The organism is Planktothrix paucivesiculata PCC 9631 (assembly GCF_900009265.2).
GTDB lineage: Bacteria > Cyanobacteriota > Cyanobacteriia > Cyanobacteriales > Microcoleaceae > Planktothrix > Planktothrix paucivesiculata.
In genome coordinates this window covers 37,708-55,671 of sequence record NZ_LR735004.1, presented here as the reverse complement: position 1 = coordinate 55,671, position 17,964 = coordinate 37,708, and the positions used below count along the sequence as shown (strand labels likewise).

The window sequence follows — 17,964 nt, the reverse complement described above, 5'->3', positions numbered from 1 at the left end:
GGGGGGAGTAGGGGGAGCGGGGGGGTAGGGAGTATGCGTTGAAGTAGTGTGGCGTTAGCCGTGGGTTCTCAGTCGCTGGTAATCAACAATCTACAATCAACAACTGTTAGGATGGAGTTTTGGGGCTTTTTTGATCAAACTGCGTAATTCTATGTCATCTTCGTTGGAATCTGTGGGTATTACTGCTTCTGAGTCTGATTTAATCAAGGTCGCTCTAGCGAAAAAAGTACAGACCTTGGGATTAGATAAAATTGAGCGTCATATTTTTATTTGTGCGGATCAGACTAAACCCCTGTGCTGTTCTAAAGAAAACAGTTTAGAGGCGTGGGACTATTTGAAAAAACGATTAACTGAGTTAAAACTGGATCAAGTGACCGAGGGTAAACCCAGTTGCACCTTTAGAACCAAAACAAATTGTCTGCGTGTTTGTACTCATGGCCCTATTTTAGTAGTTTATCCCGATGGGGTTTGGTATCATTCCGCGACACCAGAGGTGATTGAACGCATTCTTCAAGAACATATTTTGGGTTCTCAAGTAGTGCAAGAGTATGTGTTTTTAACCCATCCTCTACCCCATGATTTTTCCTAATCCCCCTTTGGGTTAGGGATTACAAAACAGACCTGTTAAAACTTTAAATGTTTTTTTCGTAAGTATTTTTAACTTAAGCAGGTTGAATTTCAGGTATAATCGATCTTGGATAAATTGTTGAGTAATCTATTATACTTACGAATAGATCTATATTTGGGTGATATCTCTTGATCGGAAATAAACCTCTAAACAGATATCACCAAACCAGATATCAAAAATTGACCTTAATGTTGTTGTCGGATTCGACCTTGGAACAGGTTTTAAATGAAGGATAGGAACGGAGAGCAAAAACGACTCATGCTTGTGGATGATGACCCTAACCTGATTTTATTGGTCAGGGACTATTTGGAGTTTAGGGGATATGATGTCGTCACGGCAGAGAACGGTGTAATAGCCCTAGAAATTCTCGATGATGAACTTCCTGATCTGATGATCTGCGATATTATGATGCCAGAAATGGATGGTTATAGTCTGGTGAAAAAAATTCGAGAAGACCCTCGCACCGTCGGGATTCCGGTTCTATTTTTATCAGCTAAAGGTCAAAGTCAGGATAAGGTTAAAGGCTTAAATACTGGAGCAGATGTCTATATTGTCAAACCCTTTGAGCCGGAAGAATTAGTGGCTCAAGTCGAGTCTTCCCTGCGCCAAGCATCCCGCTTGACCAGCCGACAAGGTGCCAATATTGATAGTAATGGCCCGAAACTGCGGGTGCGCCGGAATATACAACTTACCCCAACGGAGTTAAGGGTTGTTCGTTTAGTCACCCAAGGTTTAGCAAATCGTGATATTGCTCGAATTATGAAAGTCAGCCAACGTACTATTGAAAGCCATGTCAGTAATATGTTGGGAAAAACCGGCCTCCATAATCGTACGGAACTCGCACGATGGGCCCTAGAAAGTAAGAAATTTTAGCTCCGTCAGTCACCAAATTGAGGTCTTGGCTGCGGAAAAATTTTAGATAAGTTTCTCCATCAGGGATATAGACTTTGAGGGTTTTTAAGAGCTTTTCCCAAAAGGGCTGAGATTATTGTAAATTTTCGTTAAACCTATAATTAAATATAATCATATATGGTATTTTATAAACATAAAATTATATGAATCACCCAGATATATTAGTGTTGACTGCCAAATTAATGCAGTAGGATCGGATTATATCTTTACATCTATCGAATAAAATGTTTATGGCGAGACAACAGCCTTTGTTGAGGCCTATACTTTATTTGATTATGGATGTTAAGATAGAATATTTAGATTAAATTCATTTCTACAAATATTAGGTCTTAATTTTCTATGCCTAACGTAAAAAACCGTCTTTCTATTTTTGTGGACGGTAACAATATGTTCTATGCTCAACAAAAAAATGGTTGGTTTTTTGATCCCCGAAGGGTTTTGACCTATTTCAAAACAGAACAAGTGGATATTGCCCTTGTTAATGCCTTCTGGTATACAGGACTTAAAGACCCCCAAGATCAACGAGGATTCCGAGATGCTCTGATCAGTCTAGGTTATACGGTACGCACTAAAATTCTAAAGGAATACTACGATGATAGTTCCGGTCGGTATTCCCAAAAAGCGAATTTAGATATTGAAATTGTTGTAGATATGTTTAATACGGTAGAACAATATGATCGGGTCGTCCTCTTTAGTGGAGATGGGGACTTTGAGCGAGCGATTGAACTGTTACGATCTAAAAATACTCATATTACCGTTGTTTCCACAGAAGGAATGATCGCCAGAGAACTCCGTAATGCCACTGATCGCTATATCGATCTTAACGATATTCGAGAACAGATTGAAAAAACGGACTATTAATTTAGGGAACACCGGAACAGGGAACAGGGAACAGGGAACAGGGAACAGCAAATCAGTCAACAGTCAATCGTCCATAAATCAAGGCTTACAAGGAGATTTTCTATTATGAAATTTCAACCTAACCCCGACCGAATTATTATTTTTGATACGACTTTGCGCGATGGCGAACAGTGTCCTGGGGCTACCCTGAATGTGGATGAAAAGTTGGTAATTGCTCGACAATTAGCCCGTTTAGGCGTGGATGTAATCGAGGCGGGATTTGCGATCGCCAGTCATGGGGATTTTGATGCGGTTTCTCGAATTGCCGAAGCAGTAGGTACGGAAGATGGCCCGGTGATTTGTAGTTTAGCCCGATCTGTGAAAGGGGATATTGAGGCGGCGGCGAAGGCGGTTTCTCCGGCTTTCCATCGTCGAATTCATACATTTATTGCTACTAGCGATATTCATTTGCAATATAAATTGAAAAAAACCCGGTCTGAGGTCTTAGATATTACCTCGGAAATGGTCGCCTATGCCAAATCCTTTGTCGATGATATTGAGTTTTCCCCCGAAGATGCGGGACGGTCTGACCCGGAATTTTTGTATCAAGTTTTGGAGCGAGCGATCGCAGCCGGGGCGACAACGGTTAATATACCTGATACGGTCGGTTATACCACTCCGGCAGAATTTGGGGCAATTATTAAAGGGATTAAAGAGAATGTCCCCAATATCGACCAAGCGATTATTTCCGTCCATGGCCATAATGATTTGGGTTTGGCCGTTGCTAACTTCTTAGAAGCGGTAAAAAATGGGGCGAGGCAGTTGGAATGTACGATTAATGGCATTGGAGAACGGGCCGGAAATGCCGCCTTAGAAGAACTGGTGATGGCTTTGCACGTCCGTCGGCAGTATTTTAATCCTTTTTTGGGTCGAGAGCCGGAATCAGAAGCCTCCTTGACCAATATTGATACCCGCCAAATTTATAAAACCTCTCGCTTGGTGTCTAATTTGACCGGGATGTTAGTCCAACCCAATAAGGCGATTGTCGGGGCGAATGCCTTTGCCCATGAGTCGGGAATTCATCAAGATGGGATATTAAAGCATAAACGCACCTATGAAATTATGGATGCTCAATCCATTGGGTTGAATGACAACCTGATTGTTTTGGGCAAACATTCCGGCCGCCATGCGTTTCAATCTCGGATGCGGGAGTTGGGATTTGAATTAACCGACCCGGAGGTGAATAAGGCGTTTATCCGGTTTAAGGAATTGGCGGATAAGAAAAAAGAAATCACCGATTGGGATTTGGAAGCCATTGTTAAGGATGAAATTCAACAAACCCCGGAATTGTTCCATTTGGAATTTGTTCAGGTGTCCTGTGGAAATCAAGCCCGTCCCACCGCCACGGTTACAGTCCGCACGCCCGATGGTCAGGAATTGACCGATGCCGCGATTGGGACTGGCCCGGTGGATGCGGTCTATCAGGCAATTAACCGAGTCGCCAATGTGCCGAATGAGTTAATTGAGTTTTCTGTGCAGTCGGTGACGGCGGGAATTGATGCGATTGGAGAGGTAACGATTCGGTTACGTTATCAAGACCGGGTGTTTTCCGGTCATGCGGCTAATACCGATATTATTGTAGCCTCGGCTCAGGCCTATTTGAATGCCCTGAATCGTTTGTCTGCTTATATTCAGACCCAAACTACACCCCAGTCTCAAGAAGTGGTACAAAGTTCGGTAAGTTAATTAGAAGGGAGTTGGCGGTTAATGGTTAACCGTCAACTTTCAACCCCTAACCCTAAATTTCATGAATCCAGAACCTTCGGAACAAGAGAAAAAAATTAAACAGGAAATGTTGTTGCAATACGAAGCATCAACAATGAAAACCAAAAAAATCTTTATTGTAGTAATGGCAATTTTGAGTTTAGTTTTGGCTGGGTTAGGATTATTGACCTTTAAAAAAGCTAAAACTATTAATACCCCGGTGGAAAGAATACAAAATTAATTTTCAGTGGAGTTGTTTGGTTTTAGCTTTTTCAGTGATTGCTAATGGCTGTATATTATGCTGTTTGAGGGGAATTTTTATCCTAAATTCAGTCCCCTGACCTAATTGGGAATGGCAGGTTAATTCTCCTCCATGTTTATCAACAACTATTTGATAGCTAACGGATAACCCTAATCCCGTGCCTTTTCCCACGTCTTTTGTGGTAAAAAAGGGATCGAAAATTTTAGACTGAATTTCCGAAGGAATACCCAACCCATTATCAGCAATCCGAATTTCAACGCATTTGGTTGGGATGAGGTGAGTGCTAATTGAGATTGTGGGGAGTGGTGAAGTAGTCGCCAAGTTGTGAGCATATTTTCGGTCTTCTAAAGCATCAATGGCATTAACAATAATATTCATAAAAACCTGATTGAGTTGGCTGGGATAACATTCAACCCAGGGTAAATTATCATAATTTTTAATCACAGTAATGGTGGAATGATTAGCATTAGATTGTAAGCGATGATGTAAAATGAGTAAGGTACTTTCTAAACTTTGGTGAATATCTACTGCTTTACAATCGGCTTCATCTAATCGAGAAAAGGTTCGTAAGGATTGCACAATATCTTTAATTCGAGTAGCCCCAAATGCCATGGATTTGATCACATTGGTGGTATCTGTTTTGAGAAATTCTAAATCAATTTCTTCAACAAATTCTTGGATTTCAGGAACGGATTCGGGGTAATATTTTTGATAAATAGAAATTAAATAAATTAAATCTTGAAAATAATTATTAACATGGGTTAAATTTGCAGAGATAAAGGTGACAGGGTTATTAATTTCATGGGCAATTCCCCCCACCATTTTTGCTAAACTTGACATTTTTTCCAATTGAATAATCTCTTGAGAGAGTTGTAATTTTTGTAGGGTATTTTGTAAATCCGCCTCGGTTTGAATGCGATCGCTAATTTCCTGTGTCAGTAAATCATTTGTTTGTGTAATTTCTCTAATCTTTTCTTCTAAACTCAGATATAAATTTGATAACTGTATGGCCATTTGATTGAAATAGTTCCCCACTTCTTCAATTTCATCTCCTGATTGAATTTTAACTCGGTGATTCCAGTCTCCTGCACCCAATTTCTGAACGCCAAATTGTAATTCTCGAAAAGAACGAATAACTGGGAGTAAAATCAAGGCAAATTGTAAGGCAAAAACCAAAAAAATTATCCCTAATATTAAGGTTTGAGTAAAAACAACGGTTTGCTGAATTTGTATAACTTGTGCTTCGGCAACTTGCTCCTGTTGTTGAATACTATCCAATAAAAAATCCAGGGAAACCTCAATATTTTTACTAAAAGAATTAATGGCTCTGATATCCTGTTGCAATCGAGGTAAATCCACTTTTTTATATTCTTTTAAACTATCAGCTAACCGGGTTAATTCTTTCTGTCGTCTATAAATCACATCTAAATCAGTAGAATTAGGGAGGAGGAGTTGCAATTCCTGTAACGTGATTTGAAAACTCGATTTAGATTTCTGATAACGGATCATATCCGTCGGATTATTTCCCAAAAGCAGATAATCCTTGAGTGCCACAATTTGATCCCGGGCTTCAATTTGTAAATTCAAGATCTGATTTAAACTTTGCCGATTTCGTTCCCGATTCTCTTTTAACACCATCTCTGATTGAATAAAGACCGATTGACTCCCATTAAATAGGATACAGACAAAACCAAAAACTAGAACTGAAGATCCAATAAACTTAGTAGAAATTTTCATGGGTTTTGAGCAGGTGATTCTAATAATAAAAAGGCTTGAAGTTTCCGAATTGGTTCATAATCTTCATCTTGAACTATGGTGTAACCCGTTGCCGTTGTTCCCCCTACAGCAACTAACCCTTCTGGAGCATTAATTAAAGCTCGCTGAAATTTTGTTTTTAATTCTAAAGGTAAGGTACTAGAAATCACAAAGGGAGAATTAGGAATAGGATCGGATTCCCAAATCATTTTATATTTGTTTTCGGGAAGTTTATTCTGTTTTACTGCTTCGATATAAACTGATTTATCAACGGCGATCGCATCAACTTTACCTTCAGCTAAAGCGACAATATTTTTATCATGTCCGCCGGAATATTGCACCTGAGAAAAATCCTGATTCGGCGTTATCCCTAATCTTTTAAATTCCGCACTGGGAAATAGAAAACCCGAGGCTGATGAGGGACTGACAAAACTAAAACGTTTTCCCTTGATATCTGCTGGAGTATTAATTCCAGCCTGACGGTTTACCACCATAACACTGGTGTACCAAGGTCGGCCCGTTGTTTTTTCAATATGAGCAACAATCGGCTCTAAATCGGAATTACGTTGCTTGGCTTTAATATAGGCTAAAGGGCCCAGATAAGCCACTTCAACTTGCCCCGTTACCAATAAATTAACCCCGGTTTCATAATCTTTTGTTAACTTAATTTTAACAGTTTGATTGAGTTCTTGATTTAAGTAGTCCTCCAAAAGTTGAATTTTATCCTGTTGTTGCGTTGAACTGACAGAGGGAATAATCGCAATTTCTAATATATTTTGCGGGGAATTAGCAGCAGGAGTAGCACTTTTGGGATTTGATAGGGATACCGTTGACGGGGGAAAGTTAGGAGTACAAGCAACACTGGACAAAAGTACAAAGGTTAACAATACGTTAAAATTTGTTGGTGATTTTTTCATAACTCTTTACCCGTTTAAAATTAGCCCGTAATCGAATTGTAGTGAGGCGTGAACACCTCTTAGCCCTAAAGGGCTTACTACAATATTTTACGCCTCTTAGCCCTAAAGGGCTTACTACTGCTTTAGATTTTAAAAAAATGTTCAAAATTCAATCTCTTGAACTTTGAACATTAATAAAATTGTTAGATTTCCAGCTAATAACTAACTCCACATTCCTACACTTTTAGTGGGTTGGTTCATGAAAGGGGGAAGATCGGAACCCGAATCAGAGGGGACTGTAGGAGAAGCATATTCGGTTGTGGCAATCCCACCTTTAGCTTCAACATCCGGTTCATCGGAACAAAATTCTAAACAAATCCGAAACTTTCCGGTTTTCCAAGATTGACCCGGACGCAATAGTTGACACTCAATTCCTTCCTTAAATAAATTTTCTTCCTCTAACTTGGATTCCATAATTGACAAGAATTCACTTGCCTTAAAGGTACATTGAAACATCAATGCACTTTCACTGGTATTAATCACATCATCATCATTGAGAATAGAAGTAAAATCGCTCATGTTTATGTCCTGAAAATTGTATTTTGTACTAAGGATTAACTCATTTAGAAAAACCAACCGTAGGAATGTAAACCTTTTCCTAATAGATTCACTCCTAAATAGCAGACCCAGACCACGACAAATCCCGTGGCGGCTAAAATAGCAGGTTTTCGACCTTGCCAGCCGCGAGTAATTCTGGCGTGTAAATAGGCTGCAAACACTAACCAAGTAATTAACGCCCAAGTTTCTTTCGGGTCCCAACTCCAATAGGAACCCCAAGCCTCATTCGCCCAGACCGCCCCGGAAATAATTCCGATGGTTAACAGGGGGAATCCTAATCCAATAATCCGATAACTGATATTGTCAATGGTTTCCACTAAAGTTAATCGCTGGGGGGAAAGCAGGGTAGCCGATTCCAGGTTGTCGGTTTTGACGAACTCTAACACGGCCGTTGTGCTATTACCATTGGTCGTTAACCCTTTGGGGTGGGACTCCGCCAGGATTTCTGGAGCATAATTGATGATCTTGCTAACGGGTTTCTGATGATTTCGGGAAATCCGAGTTCCTAAAGAACTTCCACTTAACTCGATTTCCTGTCCCCGGGTGAGAATTAAAAAGGCGATCGCTAACAGAGATCCCACCATTAACGTTGCATAACTCAACATCATGACGCTAACGTGCATCATTAACCAATTCGACTTCAAGGCTGGGACGAGGGGTTCAGCGACGCGCATTTGGGCGGGTAACTTCAGAGTTGCAAACGCCGCAATTCCCATCGCCACTGGAGAGGTGACCACCCCAACCAAGCGACTCCGACTCATTTGTTCGGCAATCAGATGAATAGTTGTTAAACCCCAAGTTAGGAAAAACAAGGATTCATAGAGATTACTAATCGGGAAGTAACCCGCCTCAATCCATCTCGCCCCTAATAAGGCGGCAATAGAGAGATTTGCGATCGCCATTCCCGCAGTTCCCAACACCGATAAATAGGGAAGATTAGGAAATGCTGCCCCCACCCAATACAACAATAGGGTGATCAATAAAATGGCAAAAGAAATATTATCTAATCCATTCTGGAGTACAACCAGATTCATGAACGATTCTCCTGATAACGGTATTGATTACCGACTTTTTTTAACTTTATCTTAAATCTCGCCCCTAGGACTCGCCCTATACCCTAATCGGATAGGTTAGGCTAGAGTAAGATTTCATATTATTAGGGTTGCAGATCCTCTGTAAACCTTGTCCTATTCGTATTTTAGCTTGATCAGAAAAACTTATGACCAACTCAGACAGTCAAATCACCCCGGCCTATTTACAGGAAGATATACAAGAAATTCTCTATATTGCTATTTCTCGTAAACAAGATAACGAGGAAATGACTCGTCAAGAATTGTTAGACATTGCCAAAGATTTAGGAATTTCTGCCCTGGATTTAGAACTGGCTGAACAGCAATGGAAGTTACAAAAACAAGAAGCCAATGAAAAGTTGGTTTTTAATACCTATCGCCAAAATCGACTAAAACAAAATCTGATTCAATTTGGGATTGTTAACTCTTTCTTGATTTTAATGAACTTGGTGATTTGGCATGGAATCGGATTTGCAGCCTTTGTCTTTTTAACCTGGGGATTATTTTTAACCCTGAGAGCTTGGAAAACCTATCAATTAGAGGGCGAGGATTATGAAGTAGCATTCAAAGCCTGGAAATTGAAAAAAAATGTCGGTAAATCGATTAATGCTTTTACTGACAAGGTATTAAAAGGATTGCAGTCTTAAACCAGAATAGGGTTATAGGGGTTTGGTCTTGTTCGTCAACCCCGAATCGGGTTCATCCAGTATTTCTTCCGATTCAAACTGATGGGATAAATTCACGAAATACAAAAGTGCAAATATGCAAATAAATGTTGCAAATCTGCCCATTTTCTGATTTTTGCCGATAAAATAGTCAGTATAGAAGCCTAAATCATCGAGTTGAGGTTAGGAATTATGAATATTTTACGGTCTGTTAAAGAAATGATGGACTATTTAACCGAAGCCGCCGGACGAATGTTTACGGTCGGTGATGATATGTACCCCTCAGTCGGTGTACAACCTTTTGAAACCAAACCCAGCAAAGATCGCAATTTGAAACACTAAGGATAATTGTAATCAAATATGATGATGTGTTTCAAAATCTACTTAGATCCCTCATCGACTCCTATGGGGGATTTATTATTATTTAAGTAATAAAATCTTGAACAGATAGCGACTTGTTTAGAACTTTTTTTTGTCTTCCTGATTTAATTATCCTTACCCCTTATAAAGATATCAGCATCAACTACTATAGCTAAAGAATTTGATTCAGAACAAAAGCCAGAAACGCGCTATTTAAAGGAACTGTTAGATTATCAATCCCATATTTTGAAAAGGTTTCTAATCCTGTGGCAACAACTGCTACAGCTATTGAAACGCCCCAAGTTATTTGATTATTTCCTTGTGTTGCTAATAAAATAAGAGCGCAAACAACAAAGCTAACAAACAGCATTGTTAAAGAACCTTCCCAGCTTTTACTATTCCCAAAAACCTGATATTTATGTTGACCCCATCGTTGACCAATCACCGCCGCTAAACCGTCTCCCCAAGCCATAATTAAAATCCCCAAAGCTGCATATTGAGGTTGTTTAATTGTCCAAAAATAACCAATTAAAACCCCAATACTAATTGCATAAAAAAACGTCCCCAAACTTTTACGCCCCACACTATTAATACTCGGAAGAATCGGGGTTTGATAAGAAATTAGGGCAATAATTCCTGAAATCACACTCGCTGCAATTCCAACCCAAGCCGGAATATTCAGCCACCAAGCTAGTAAAATTACATTTCCCGTACCAATATGAACAATTTTACGCGAAACTTCCGCATTAACTGAAAAACCTCGATTTAGTCCTTCTGCTACTCCTAAAATTAAACCTAACCAACCACCAACTAAGATAATTTCTAATCCTAAGTTATGAATTTCAGCTAAACTCGGCATGGAACTAATGGAATATAAATTAACCTAAATCATTAGTATACGATAATTCTTGCATTTTCAGACATTCCGCAATATCCTTTTCTCTAACCCTTTTATTTGCAAGTATGTCAGAAATTAACTACTCCGATGATTTGTTATCTCGACATCAATTCTTGGTTAAGGAAAAATTTGGTCAAGTCAATGTTTATGGAAAAAATGCTCAATCTTTATTAAATAAAGCAACTGGTTTTATTCGAGATTATGACTTTACTCTTAATCCCTATCGAGGGTGTCAATATGGATGTAGTTATTGTTATGCGGCGGCTTTTAGTCCTAATCCCCAGATGCGAAAAGATTGGGGAAATTGGGTAATTATCAAAGAAAATGCCGTAGAAATTTTAGAAAAAGAGTTGGAAAGATGGTATCGTCGTCATCCCGAAAAACCGCCAAGTATTTATATGAGTAGTGTTACTGACCCCTATCAACCTATTGAGACTAAAGTACAACTAACTCGACAATTATTAGAGGTAATGGTGAAGTATCAACCGATTCTAGTGATTCAAACTCGGAGTCCGATGATTACTAGAGATATTGATTTATTACAACAGTTTAAAACTTTAAGAATAAATCTAAGTATTCCTACGGGAAGTGAAGCGGTAAAACGAGATTTTGAACCGCAATCACCCAGTATTAAATCTCGAATTCAAGCCATAGGAAAATTAAGATATAATATTCCTTTTAAAGCTGGATATGATATTAGGTTCGCGATTACGATTACGCCGCTATTACCAACTTTACCAGAAGATCAAGACGAATTTATTTTAAAATTAAGTTTTGTAGATAGAATAGTAATTCAAGAATTTCATGCGACTCAAGGAAAAAGTTTAGTCGCTTCAACTCGTGAACAAGCGATCACTCTCAAACAAAAATATGCTTGGTGGTATAATCAAGAACAGGAAAACTATTTTCTATTTAAACAGAAATTAGAGTTTCTGCTCGGTGATGTAGAAATTAAAGAGGGACGAGAAGGGTTTGGCTATGATTGATAGAATTATTCAGGGTTGGCGCTCTCTGAAGTTATTTTTAGCTTTACAAAGAGGAAATGAACAACAAGCTCGAAATATTTTACAAGAGATTCGACGCTCAAAAACTGAACTTTCAGGGTTAGAAAAGTTATTTCAAGACAAGTTAGAAACCGATTATCAATTAAAGCAAAAACAGAAAGAGATTTCAGGATTAAAGCAACAACTAAAAAGTTTCTCACAATTAGATTCATTCCCCTCTGAGTTTGATTTTAGGGAAGAAAAGTTGATTATTCCTGATCGGAATATTATTGCTCGAATTACTCAACAATTTAATTTAATTGAGTCGGATGATAATTTAATTCAATGCACAGGAATTGACGCTGATATTTTTAATAATCTTGAGTTGAATTTATCTCGGTTTATTGAAGATGAATTTCAACAAATGAGTCAAAGAAACAATTTTGAAAAATCCTTAAAAGAAGCCGTTGAAGATTTGAATGGCTTGAAATTTGGAGAAGATCCTGAATATAGTTTTGAATTGAGTCCTTATGTTTATTTTTTACGCTATTTTTTAACCAATGTTTATGGTGCTTATTTAGCCTGGTTTTTAATTTATAAAACCGGGTTATTACCCAAACATCTCAATATTTTGGATATTGCGGCTGGCCCTGGTACGATGATTTATGGTTTAGATTTATTCCTTAGAAGTAATTATCAAGGGATGAACTCCTCAGAATTTAAAATTGCCTATTATTCTTTAGAAAAACAAGCTAAATTTCAATATCGGGGACTTCAGTTTTGGCGCCGATATGTTGAGCAACAACTCCAACCGACTAATGCTTATTTTCGCTTTGATACCTGTGACTTATTAGGAGATAAGTCTAATTTTGATAAAATGCCCAAGGACTTCTTTGATTTTATTATAATTTCCCATTGTTTCTTTTATCAACGCCAACTCAGGCAAAAAGCTAATACTAATTTTAAATATATTTTTAATCGCTGTTTACAAACGGACGGTTATGTGTTATTTATTGTTCAAGATAAGAAATTGTTCCAAGGTTTTAATTTACGACATCGCCAAGATTATCACCTAGAATATAATGTCATTAGATCTTTTATTGAAGAAATCGGCTTAAAATTAGTCTGGTATAAATATTTGACATCTACAGGAATTTCAGAGCAGATGACTCCTGCTGAGTTTGGAAAGTTTGCTCGCGAAAAATTGCCTTATCAGCCTTATATTCACCCCATTTTTCAAAAATACTTTAAGTTAAATCAGCATATAAGCTATGCTATTGACGATTATATGATTTTAGCCCAACAAAGATAATAGGGTTTGATTATGTTGATTTTTACTGACGGTTAACCCCGCCCACCAATATAGATTAATCTCAATAGATATGATTGCTAAGTTGTGTTTAGACACTTTAAAAACTGGGTTTATGGACTGGTGAGATTAATTTTAAAGAATAATCTTGCCTTAACGGGTTTTAACTTATATATTGATACTAAATTGCTCCATCCTTGCTGTATTTTCCGTCCAACTCTAATTTACGGGTCACTATGTCACGCAAAAAAACTTTTTTGGAATCCCTCACCCATTGGTTTAGCGACGAAAATTTCTTAATAATATTAGAAGAAATTCAAGTGGCGATCGCGAAAACCTTATCAATTGCCATGATAACCATTATCATAGTTTGCTGTGGTCAGCTAATTTTATATTTAGGCCAAAAATTGTTAACGGATTCTGATCTAATCTTTAAAGATTCTTTGTTTGAAATTTTTGGATTATTTTTAAATATTTTGATTGCCTTAGAGCTTTTAGAAAATATCTCAGCGTATTTAAAAAAACACGTTATTCAAGTGGAGTTAGTGATTGTCACCTCCCTAATTGCCGTAGGACGAAAAATCATTATTTTTGATCTCGATAAAAAAGGCGGTGAAGATTTAATTGGACTAGCTGTAGCAGTTTTAGCCCTGTCAATCAGTTATTTAATTGTTCGACTGCATCACAGTAAGTAGGGGCTGGAAATTTATTCAACAGTTGAAAGATAGATTGATTTAGTCATGATTCACCCTAAATATTGCTTTTTATGGTGGTTCGGGTTAAACTTGAAACCACTTAAAAACCATTTATTGCATCTTTGTAAATTTTTATTTTATGCAAACCGCATTTAACCAATTCTGGCATCTGGTTTCCGGCGCATTCGCCCTCGACCCAGAAGTTTTTGAGCAAATTAATACCTTACCCGATGGCCTCACCGTCGCCTTAATTATTGTTCTCATCGCCGGTTTATCTCAAGCCATTGGACAATGTATTGTTTTATTTGCTAATAAAGTTAAACCCATTCGGTTTATCCTCAGCTTAGGAATTTCTTCGATTGTTTTTGCATTAAGTTATGGATTGTGGGCGGGAAGTATTTGGATTGCAAGTAACCTATTTTTTGATGTTTCTCTGAGTTTTGATCTAATTTTTAGAACCGTAGGACTCAGTTATGCTCCTCAAATGTTAGGGTTTTTAATAGGTTTACCCTATATGGGAATTGCGATTGGAGTATTCCTTTCCATTTGGAGTTTACTCGCTCAATTTGTCGGACTAGAAACCATTGCCGGATTTGAAGATTGGTCTGTATTTATTTGTACTTTCATCGGCTGGGTTGTCCTCCAAATTGTCCAACGAACAATTGGTCGTCCGATTTTAGCCTTTAGTCGTTGGTTATCTAATTCAGTTGCAGGAACTTCATTAATTACTGACCCGAAAAAACTAGAAGAAATGTTCATGTACGACGGGAATGAGCCTCAAATCCTGACCGTCGGCAAGGAAATTTGGTTAGAAGCCGAACAACAAGAAAATATTCCCAAACAAAAAACTTCCTCTGCGCTTAAATTTGTCGCCCTAGCATTATTAGCTTTACTATTAGTTTTTATTTTATATCCTAATTCCAATAACCCCTTAACTATAGGTTTTAGTTTACTCAACCATAGCTTTAGATTGGGCCTAAAATTAGTTCAATTTAGTTTAATTGCCCTATTAATTTCTATTATCCTAACACCGCTAGAATCCTTAACTTGGTGGGCAGGATGGTATGGATCTCAACCATTAGAAAATACCGGAACATTAGTCGAAAATCCTAATATTGATACCCCATTTAATCACTATGTCATGTATTTAGATGGAATCAATCAAGGCTCCTATCAATATTTACCAGAAGTTGAACGTTTTTTAGATGCCCTTGCCCTTGCCACTCCTGATAATATAGCAATTGTTAAAGGGATTATGCCCTATTCTGTGACGAATAAACCCTTAACTGAAAATCGGCTCCTATCTTTTTTGTGGCGGATCATTGACTCCATGGTGGTTCAAAATCCGGCTAACCCCATTGGTTTTATCGTTAATGCCCGAAACGTCGTCTCAGTAGCAGTTTCAGCCGATCCTCGTTACGGCCCAATTCAAAATCAAGGGTTAGCACAGGTTCTGTATAATAGTTTACTCAGCTATGGCTATCCCGTCGGGAGTGAAATTCCGGTGACATTGGTGGGCTATAGCGGCGGCGGTCAAATGTCCATGGGGGCTGTAACCTTTCTCAAACGTACCATTAAAGCCCCAATTACGGTGATTTCTATTGCCGGAGTAATCAGTGGAAATACGGGGACAATGGTAACGGAACATCTCTATCATCTGGTGGGGGATAAGGATGGCGTTGAAAAAGTGGGGGCGATTATTTTCCCGGGACGCTGGCCAATTTCTCTGTTATCAAACTGGAATTTTGCCAAACGGCGGGGTAAAATTAGTTTTATTTCTCTGGGGCCAGTGGGACACAATATGATGGGTGGCCCCATGGGAGATCATCAACTTCCCAATGGCAAAACCCACCTCCAACAAACCGTTGATATTGTAACAGGAATTCTCTTAGAAAATTGGGAAGTTACCGGGTTAGACCCTAATATCTTTAAAAAATCTGGTAACTATGAACTCTACAAAAACGCCCCCTTTAATCAAGTCGCTTATTATCCGATTAAACAAACCCTCAATCCAGAATTATATCAGCCTGTAGGAACCTGGATTGGTCGATTAATTTTACCTAAATTGTCAGAGCGGGAACAAGTAAAGGGAGTGCTGTTTGAGATTTATCATGCCGATTCATTCCATGAACATCGAGTCGGACAAATTGTTAATTTAAGATGGGATTTACAAGGCAATAATGTCAACGAAAGAGTTAAATTAGTCACCCAAGATCTCAACTTTATTGATCAAGTTAAAGTAAGTAAATCCAAAGGAAATATTCACCCCGACCGGATTAATGGTTGGTCAAAAGTTGACCCCTTAGAATCCATCGCTGGAGCCAGACCCCACGATGATGTGATTGTGGTATTAAAAGAACCTGTAGTCTTTAAAGATAACGGATTAGAGCGTCCGAGTCTTTATATTCAACATGATCCCGTTGAAATTACTGGCCGATTTTATGCCCTAGTTCGATTTATTGAAAATTTGGGAAATGATATCTTTTTGGTGCGTCATTATCATCCCTCCTCTGAACAATTTAATGGCATAGAAGAAAAGGTCTATTTACCCTCTGTTATCCCTAACCGAGATGGGGTTTTACCTTCAATCAATCAAGATTTAGAATCCTCTCCGGTTAATGCTTCAGGATGGTATATTTTCGGACAAAAAAATATTGATGGTCAGTTTGTCGTACAGGCGATCGCCCCCTATAGTTTGTTTTCCCTGACTCCCGATTTAATAATTTCAGGAAAACAAAAAACCGTAGATTATATTAATTGGGAATACTGGAAAAATAAAATTACCCCCCAAGGACAAGTTAAAACCATTTTCCTCAACCCGAATCAGGATAATTCCAATCATTATATTGTGCCAGAATCCCTTTGGAAAGAAGGAGAACGGGCTTTATTAATGCACGTTTATGGAGGAATTGGCGGGCCGAATGGAGATAATACTCCCTTTGGGATTTATTTCGGACATTTTGCCTATGGAATTGCAACAGTGGTGCGCGATCGCCTGACCCAAAACCTGCGATTTAACATCGAATATCGCCAAATTTATACCCATAATTCTGATGCAATTATTTCAGGAAGTTTAGACTGGACAAGGTACAGTGGCGATCGTCAATTCGGTTGGTTAGGATGTCGTCCCTTTAACGATATTCTGATTAAATTTGATCCCCTCACCCAAGATTATGATTTTGATGGGTTTAAGTTTTCTCCTTTAGATATTGTTATTAATGAACTGGATATTATGACCGCTCGATATCGGGTGGGAGATGGAACCGGAACTACTTTTGTGAGTGCGATTAATTCCTGTTCTCAAGATTCCAGTCAAGCGTTATATTTATCCCTCACACGGATGTTAGCTCAATTTGAACTCAATCCTTTATTAATGAAATGGTTGCGGGAAAATCCCCACCACGAACAAAGCCAACGATTCATTCAATTAAGAACCTTAGTTGCCAGTTTAGAAAGTATCTTAGTCACTACAGGTAAAGCTCGAAAAGATTGGCGATATGGTTCTCCAACCTTAGGGCGTTTTACTCAAGAAACTCCCTTAAAAACCCTATCTCGATTAAGCTCTAGTTGGCGCTCGTTATTACCGCGATTAATTAACGATAAAATTGCCATGATCTTCCTTCAATTAGGAGCCTATCTCTGGGTTCTCCGCACCAATCAAGTCGGCGGTCATGATCCGACCCTTAAACCTATAATTCCCACGGATTTTTGGTTTGGAGTTCCTAAACTGAAAAATTTTGAATATGATTAATTTTATTAGGAGGGAACCTGATTCAAAGTTCCCTTTTTAATGGAATTTAAGGAGATATAATTTTAATCCCTTTCTTTGTGTCTTCGTGTATTTGTGGTTGCTTCCACATCCTCAACTTCTAGCATTAACCAAGAATGGAGCTAAGCGGGCTCGAACCGCTGACCCCCGCAATGCCATTGCGGTGCTCTACCAACTGAGCTATAACCCCTTGCAGTATTTCAATATAGTCGTTTAATCTATACTTTGTCAAGTGGTAGATGAAAATTTCTTTTCGGAGTGCCGGAGAAAGGTATCCGCCACTCCGATGGCCATTAAAAGTAAGAATAAGAATAAGCGTGTTGAGACATTTGAGCGATGTGATCAATACACGATCCCATCAGGAAGTAAACTAACCCCATGGCAGCCGCGGACAGGGCCACCAAGATCCCGGCCAACATGAAGGAGAATTCTTTACACTCGACAGCTTGCTTCATTAGGTGTAATGACCAAGCAACCAGAGCCACATCAATTATTAGAATAGGGATCAACATAAGTTACGTTTCGTAACATTTCCCCTAT

At 38.5% G+C, this 17,964-nt stretch carries 17 protein-coding genes and 1 tRNA gene; 11 read left to right on the top strand and 7 right to left on the bottom strand.

The window, feature by feature from the left end; all coding sequences use genetic code 11:
• Positions 1 to 151: 151 nt before the first annotated feature.
• The 5 genes from PL9631_RS06390 (at position 152) to PL9631_RS06370 (ending at position 4,385) form a co-directional block, all read left to right on the top strand.
• Positions 152 to 589: a (2Fe-2S) ferredoxin domain-containing protein gene (locus PL9631_RS06390; protein WP_083618173.1), complete on the top strand. Its 438-nt coding sequence runs from the start codon at positions 152 to 154 to the stop codon at positions 587 to 589.
• A gap of 264 nt (positions 590 to 853) precedes the next feature.
• Positions 854 to 1,501, top strand: coding sequence for a response regulator transcription factor (locus PL9631_RS06385; protein ID WP_083618171.1), 648 nt, complete (start codon positions 854 to 856; stop codon positions 1,499 to 1,501).
• A gap of 378 nt (positions 1,502 to 1,879) precedes the next feature.
• Positions 1,880 to 2,401: a LabA-like NYN domain-containing protein gene (locus tag PL9631_RS06380; RefSeq protein WP_083618170.1), complete on the top strand. Its 522-nt coding sequence runs from the start codon at positions 1,880 to 1,882 to the stop codon at positions 2,399 to 2,401.
• Positions 2,402 to 2,506: 105 nt separating this feature from the next.
• Positions 2,507 to 4,126, top strand: coding sequence for a 2-isopropylmalate synthase (locus tag PL9631_RS06375; protein ID WP_083618168.1), 1,620 nt, complete (start codon positions 2,507 to 2,509; stop codon positions 4,124 to 4,126).
• A 61-nt stretch (positions 4,127 to 4,187) separates the two neighbouring features.
• Positions 4,188 to 4,385, top strand: a complete 198-nt coding sequence (locus PL9631_RS06370; RefSeq protein ID WP_083618166.1) for a hypothetical protein — start codon at positions 4,188 to 4,190, stop codon at positions 4,383 to 4,385.
• 3 nt (positions 4,386 to 4,388) lie between these two features.
• On the opposite strand, the gene PL9631_RS06365 is transcribed toward PL9631_RS06370, so the two are convergent.
• From PL9631_RS06365 to ccsB, 4 genes are all read right to left on the bottom strand, one after another.
• Positions 4,389 to 6,143, bottom strand: coding sequence for an ATP-binding protein (locus PL9631_RS06365; protein ID WP_083618164.1), 1,755 nt, complete (start codon positions 6,141 to 6,143; stop codon positions 4,389 to 4,391).
• Positions 6,140 to 7,078 carry a phosphate/phosphite/phosphonate ABC transporter substrate-binding protein gene (locus PL9631_RS06360; protein ID WP_083618163.1) on the bottom strand — a complete coding sequence of 313 codons (939 nt, stop codon included), beginning with the start codon at positions 7,076 to 7,078 and terminating at the stop codon, positions 6,140 to 6,142. The genes PL9631_RS06365 and PL9631_RS06360 overlap by 4 nt, the downstream gene beginning before the upstream one ends.
• Positions 7,079 to 7,279: 201 nt before the next feature.
• Entirely contained in the window at positions 7,280 to 7,636 is a 357-nt protein-coding gene (locus tag PL9631_RS06355) for a KGK domain-containing protein (RefSeq protein WP_083618161.1), read from the bottom strand.
• Positions 7,637 to 7,680: 44 nt separating this feature from the next.
• Positions 7,681 to 8,709: a c-type cytochrome biogenesis protein CcsB gene (gene ccsB, locus PL9631_RS06350; RefSeq protein WP_083618159.1), complete on the bottom strand. Its 1,029-nt coding sequence runs from the start codon at positions 8,707 to 8,709 to the stop codon at positions 7,681 to 7,683.
• Between the two features lie 185 nt (positions 8,710 to 8,894).
• Here ccsB and PL9631_RS06345 point away from each other — a divergent pair, with 185 nt between their 5' ends.
• Both PL9631_RS06345 and PL9631_RS06340 read left to right on the top strand, forming a co-directional pair.
• Positions 8,895 to 9,392, top strand: a complete 498-nt coding sequence (locus tag PL9631_RS06345; protein WP_083618157.1) for a 2TM domain-containing protein — start codon at positions 8,895 to 8,897, stop codon at positions 9,390 to 9,392.
• Positions 9,393 to 9,602: 210 nt separating this feature from the next.
• Positions 9,603 to 9,752, top strand: coding sequence for an isochorismate synthase (locus PL9631_RS06340; RefSeq protein ID WP_083618155.1), 150 nt, complete (start codon positions 9,603 to 9,605; stop codon positions 9,750 to 9,752).
• Between the two features lie 190 nt (positions 9,753 to 9,942).
• Here PL9631_RS06340 and PL9631_RS06335 read toward each other — a convergent pair whose 3' ends face one another.
• Positions 9,943 to 10,629 (bottom strand): diacylglycerol/polyprenol kinase family protein, encoded by a 687-nt coding sequence (locus PL9631_RS06335; protein ID WP_083618154.1) that lies wholly within the window; start codon positions 10,627 to 10,629, stop codon positions 9,943 to 9,945.
• A 104-nt stretch (positions 10,630 to 10,733) separates the two neighbouring features.
• Here PL9631_RS06335 and PL9631_RS06330 point away from each other — a divergent pair, with 104 nt between their 5' ends.
• From PL9631_RS06330 to PL9631_RS06315, 4 genes are all read left to right on the top strand, one after another.
• Positions 10,734 to 11,654: an SPL family radical SAM protein gene (locus tag PL9631_RS06330; RefSeq protein WP_083618152.1), complete on the top strand. Its 921-nt coding sequence runs from the start codon at positions 10,734 to 10,736 to the stop codon at positions 11,652 to 11,654.
• Entirely contained in the window at positions 11,647 to 12,963 is a 1,317-nt protein-coding gene (locus tag PL9631_RS06325) for a hypothetical protein (RefSeq protein ID WP_083618150.1), read from the top strand. The genes PL9631_RS06330 and PL9631_RS06325 overlap by 8 nt, the downstream gene beginning before the upstream one ends.
• A 233-nt stretch (positions 12,964 to 13,196) precedes the next feature.
• Complete coding sequence (locus PL9631_RS06320) at positions 13,197 to 13,655, top strand: phosphate-starvation-inducible PsiE family protein (protein ID WP_083618149.1); 459 nt, start codon at positions 13,197 to 13,199, stop codon at positions 13,653 to 13,655.
• 139 nt (positions 13,656 to 13,794) lie between these two features.
• Positions 13,795 to 17,406, top strand: a complete 3,612-nt coding sequence (locus tag PL9631_RS06315) for a Yip1 family protein (RefSeq protein WP_083618147.1) — start codon at positions 13,795 to 13,797, stop codon at positions 17,404 to 17,406.
• A 135-nt stretch (positions 17,407 to 17,541) separates the two neighbouring features.
• Here PL9631_RS06315 and PL9631_RS06310 read toward each other — a convergent pair.
• Both PL9631_RS06310 and PL9631_RS26640 read right to left on the bottom strand, forming a co-directional pair.
• Positions 17,542 to 17,614 (bottom strand) — tRNA-Ala (locus PL9631_RS06310).
• Positions 17,615 to 17,717: 103 nt separating this feature from the next.
• Positions 17,718 to 17,936 (bottom strand): hypothetical protein, encoded by a 219-nt coding sequence (locus PL9631_RS26640; protein ID WP_083618145.1) that lies wholly within the window; start codon positions 17,934 to 17,936, stop codon positions 17,718 to 17,720.
• Positions 17,937 to 17,964: the final 28 nt, after the last annotated feature.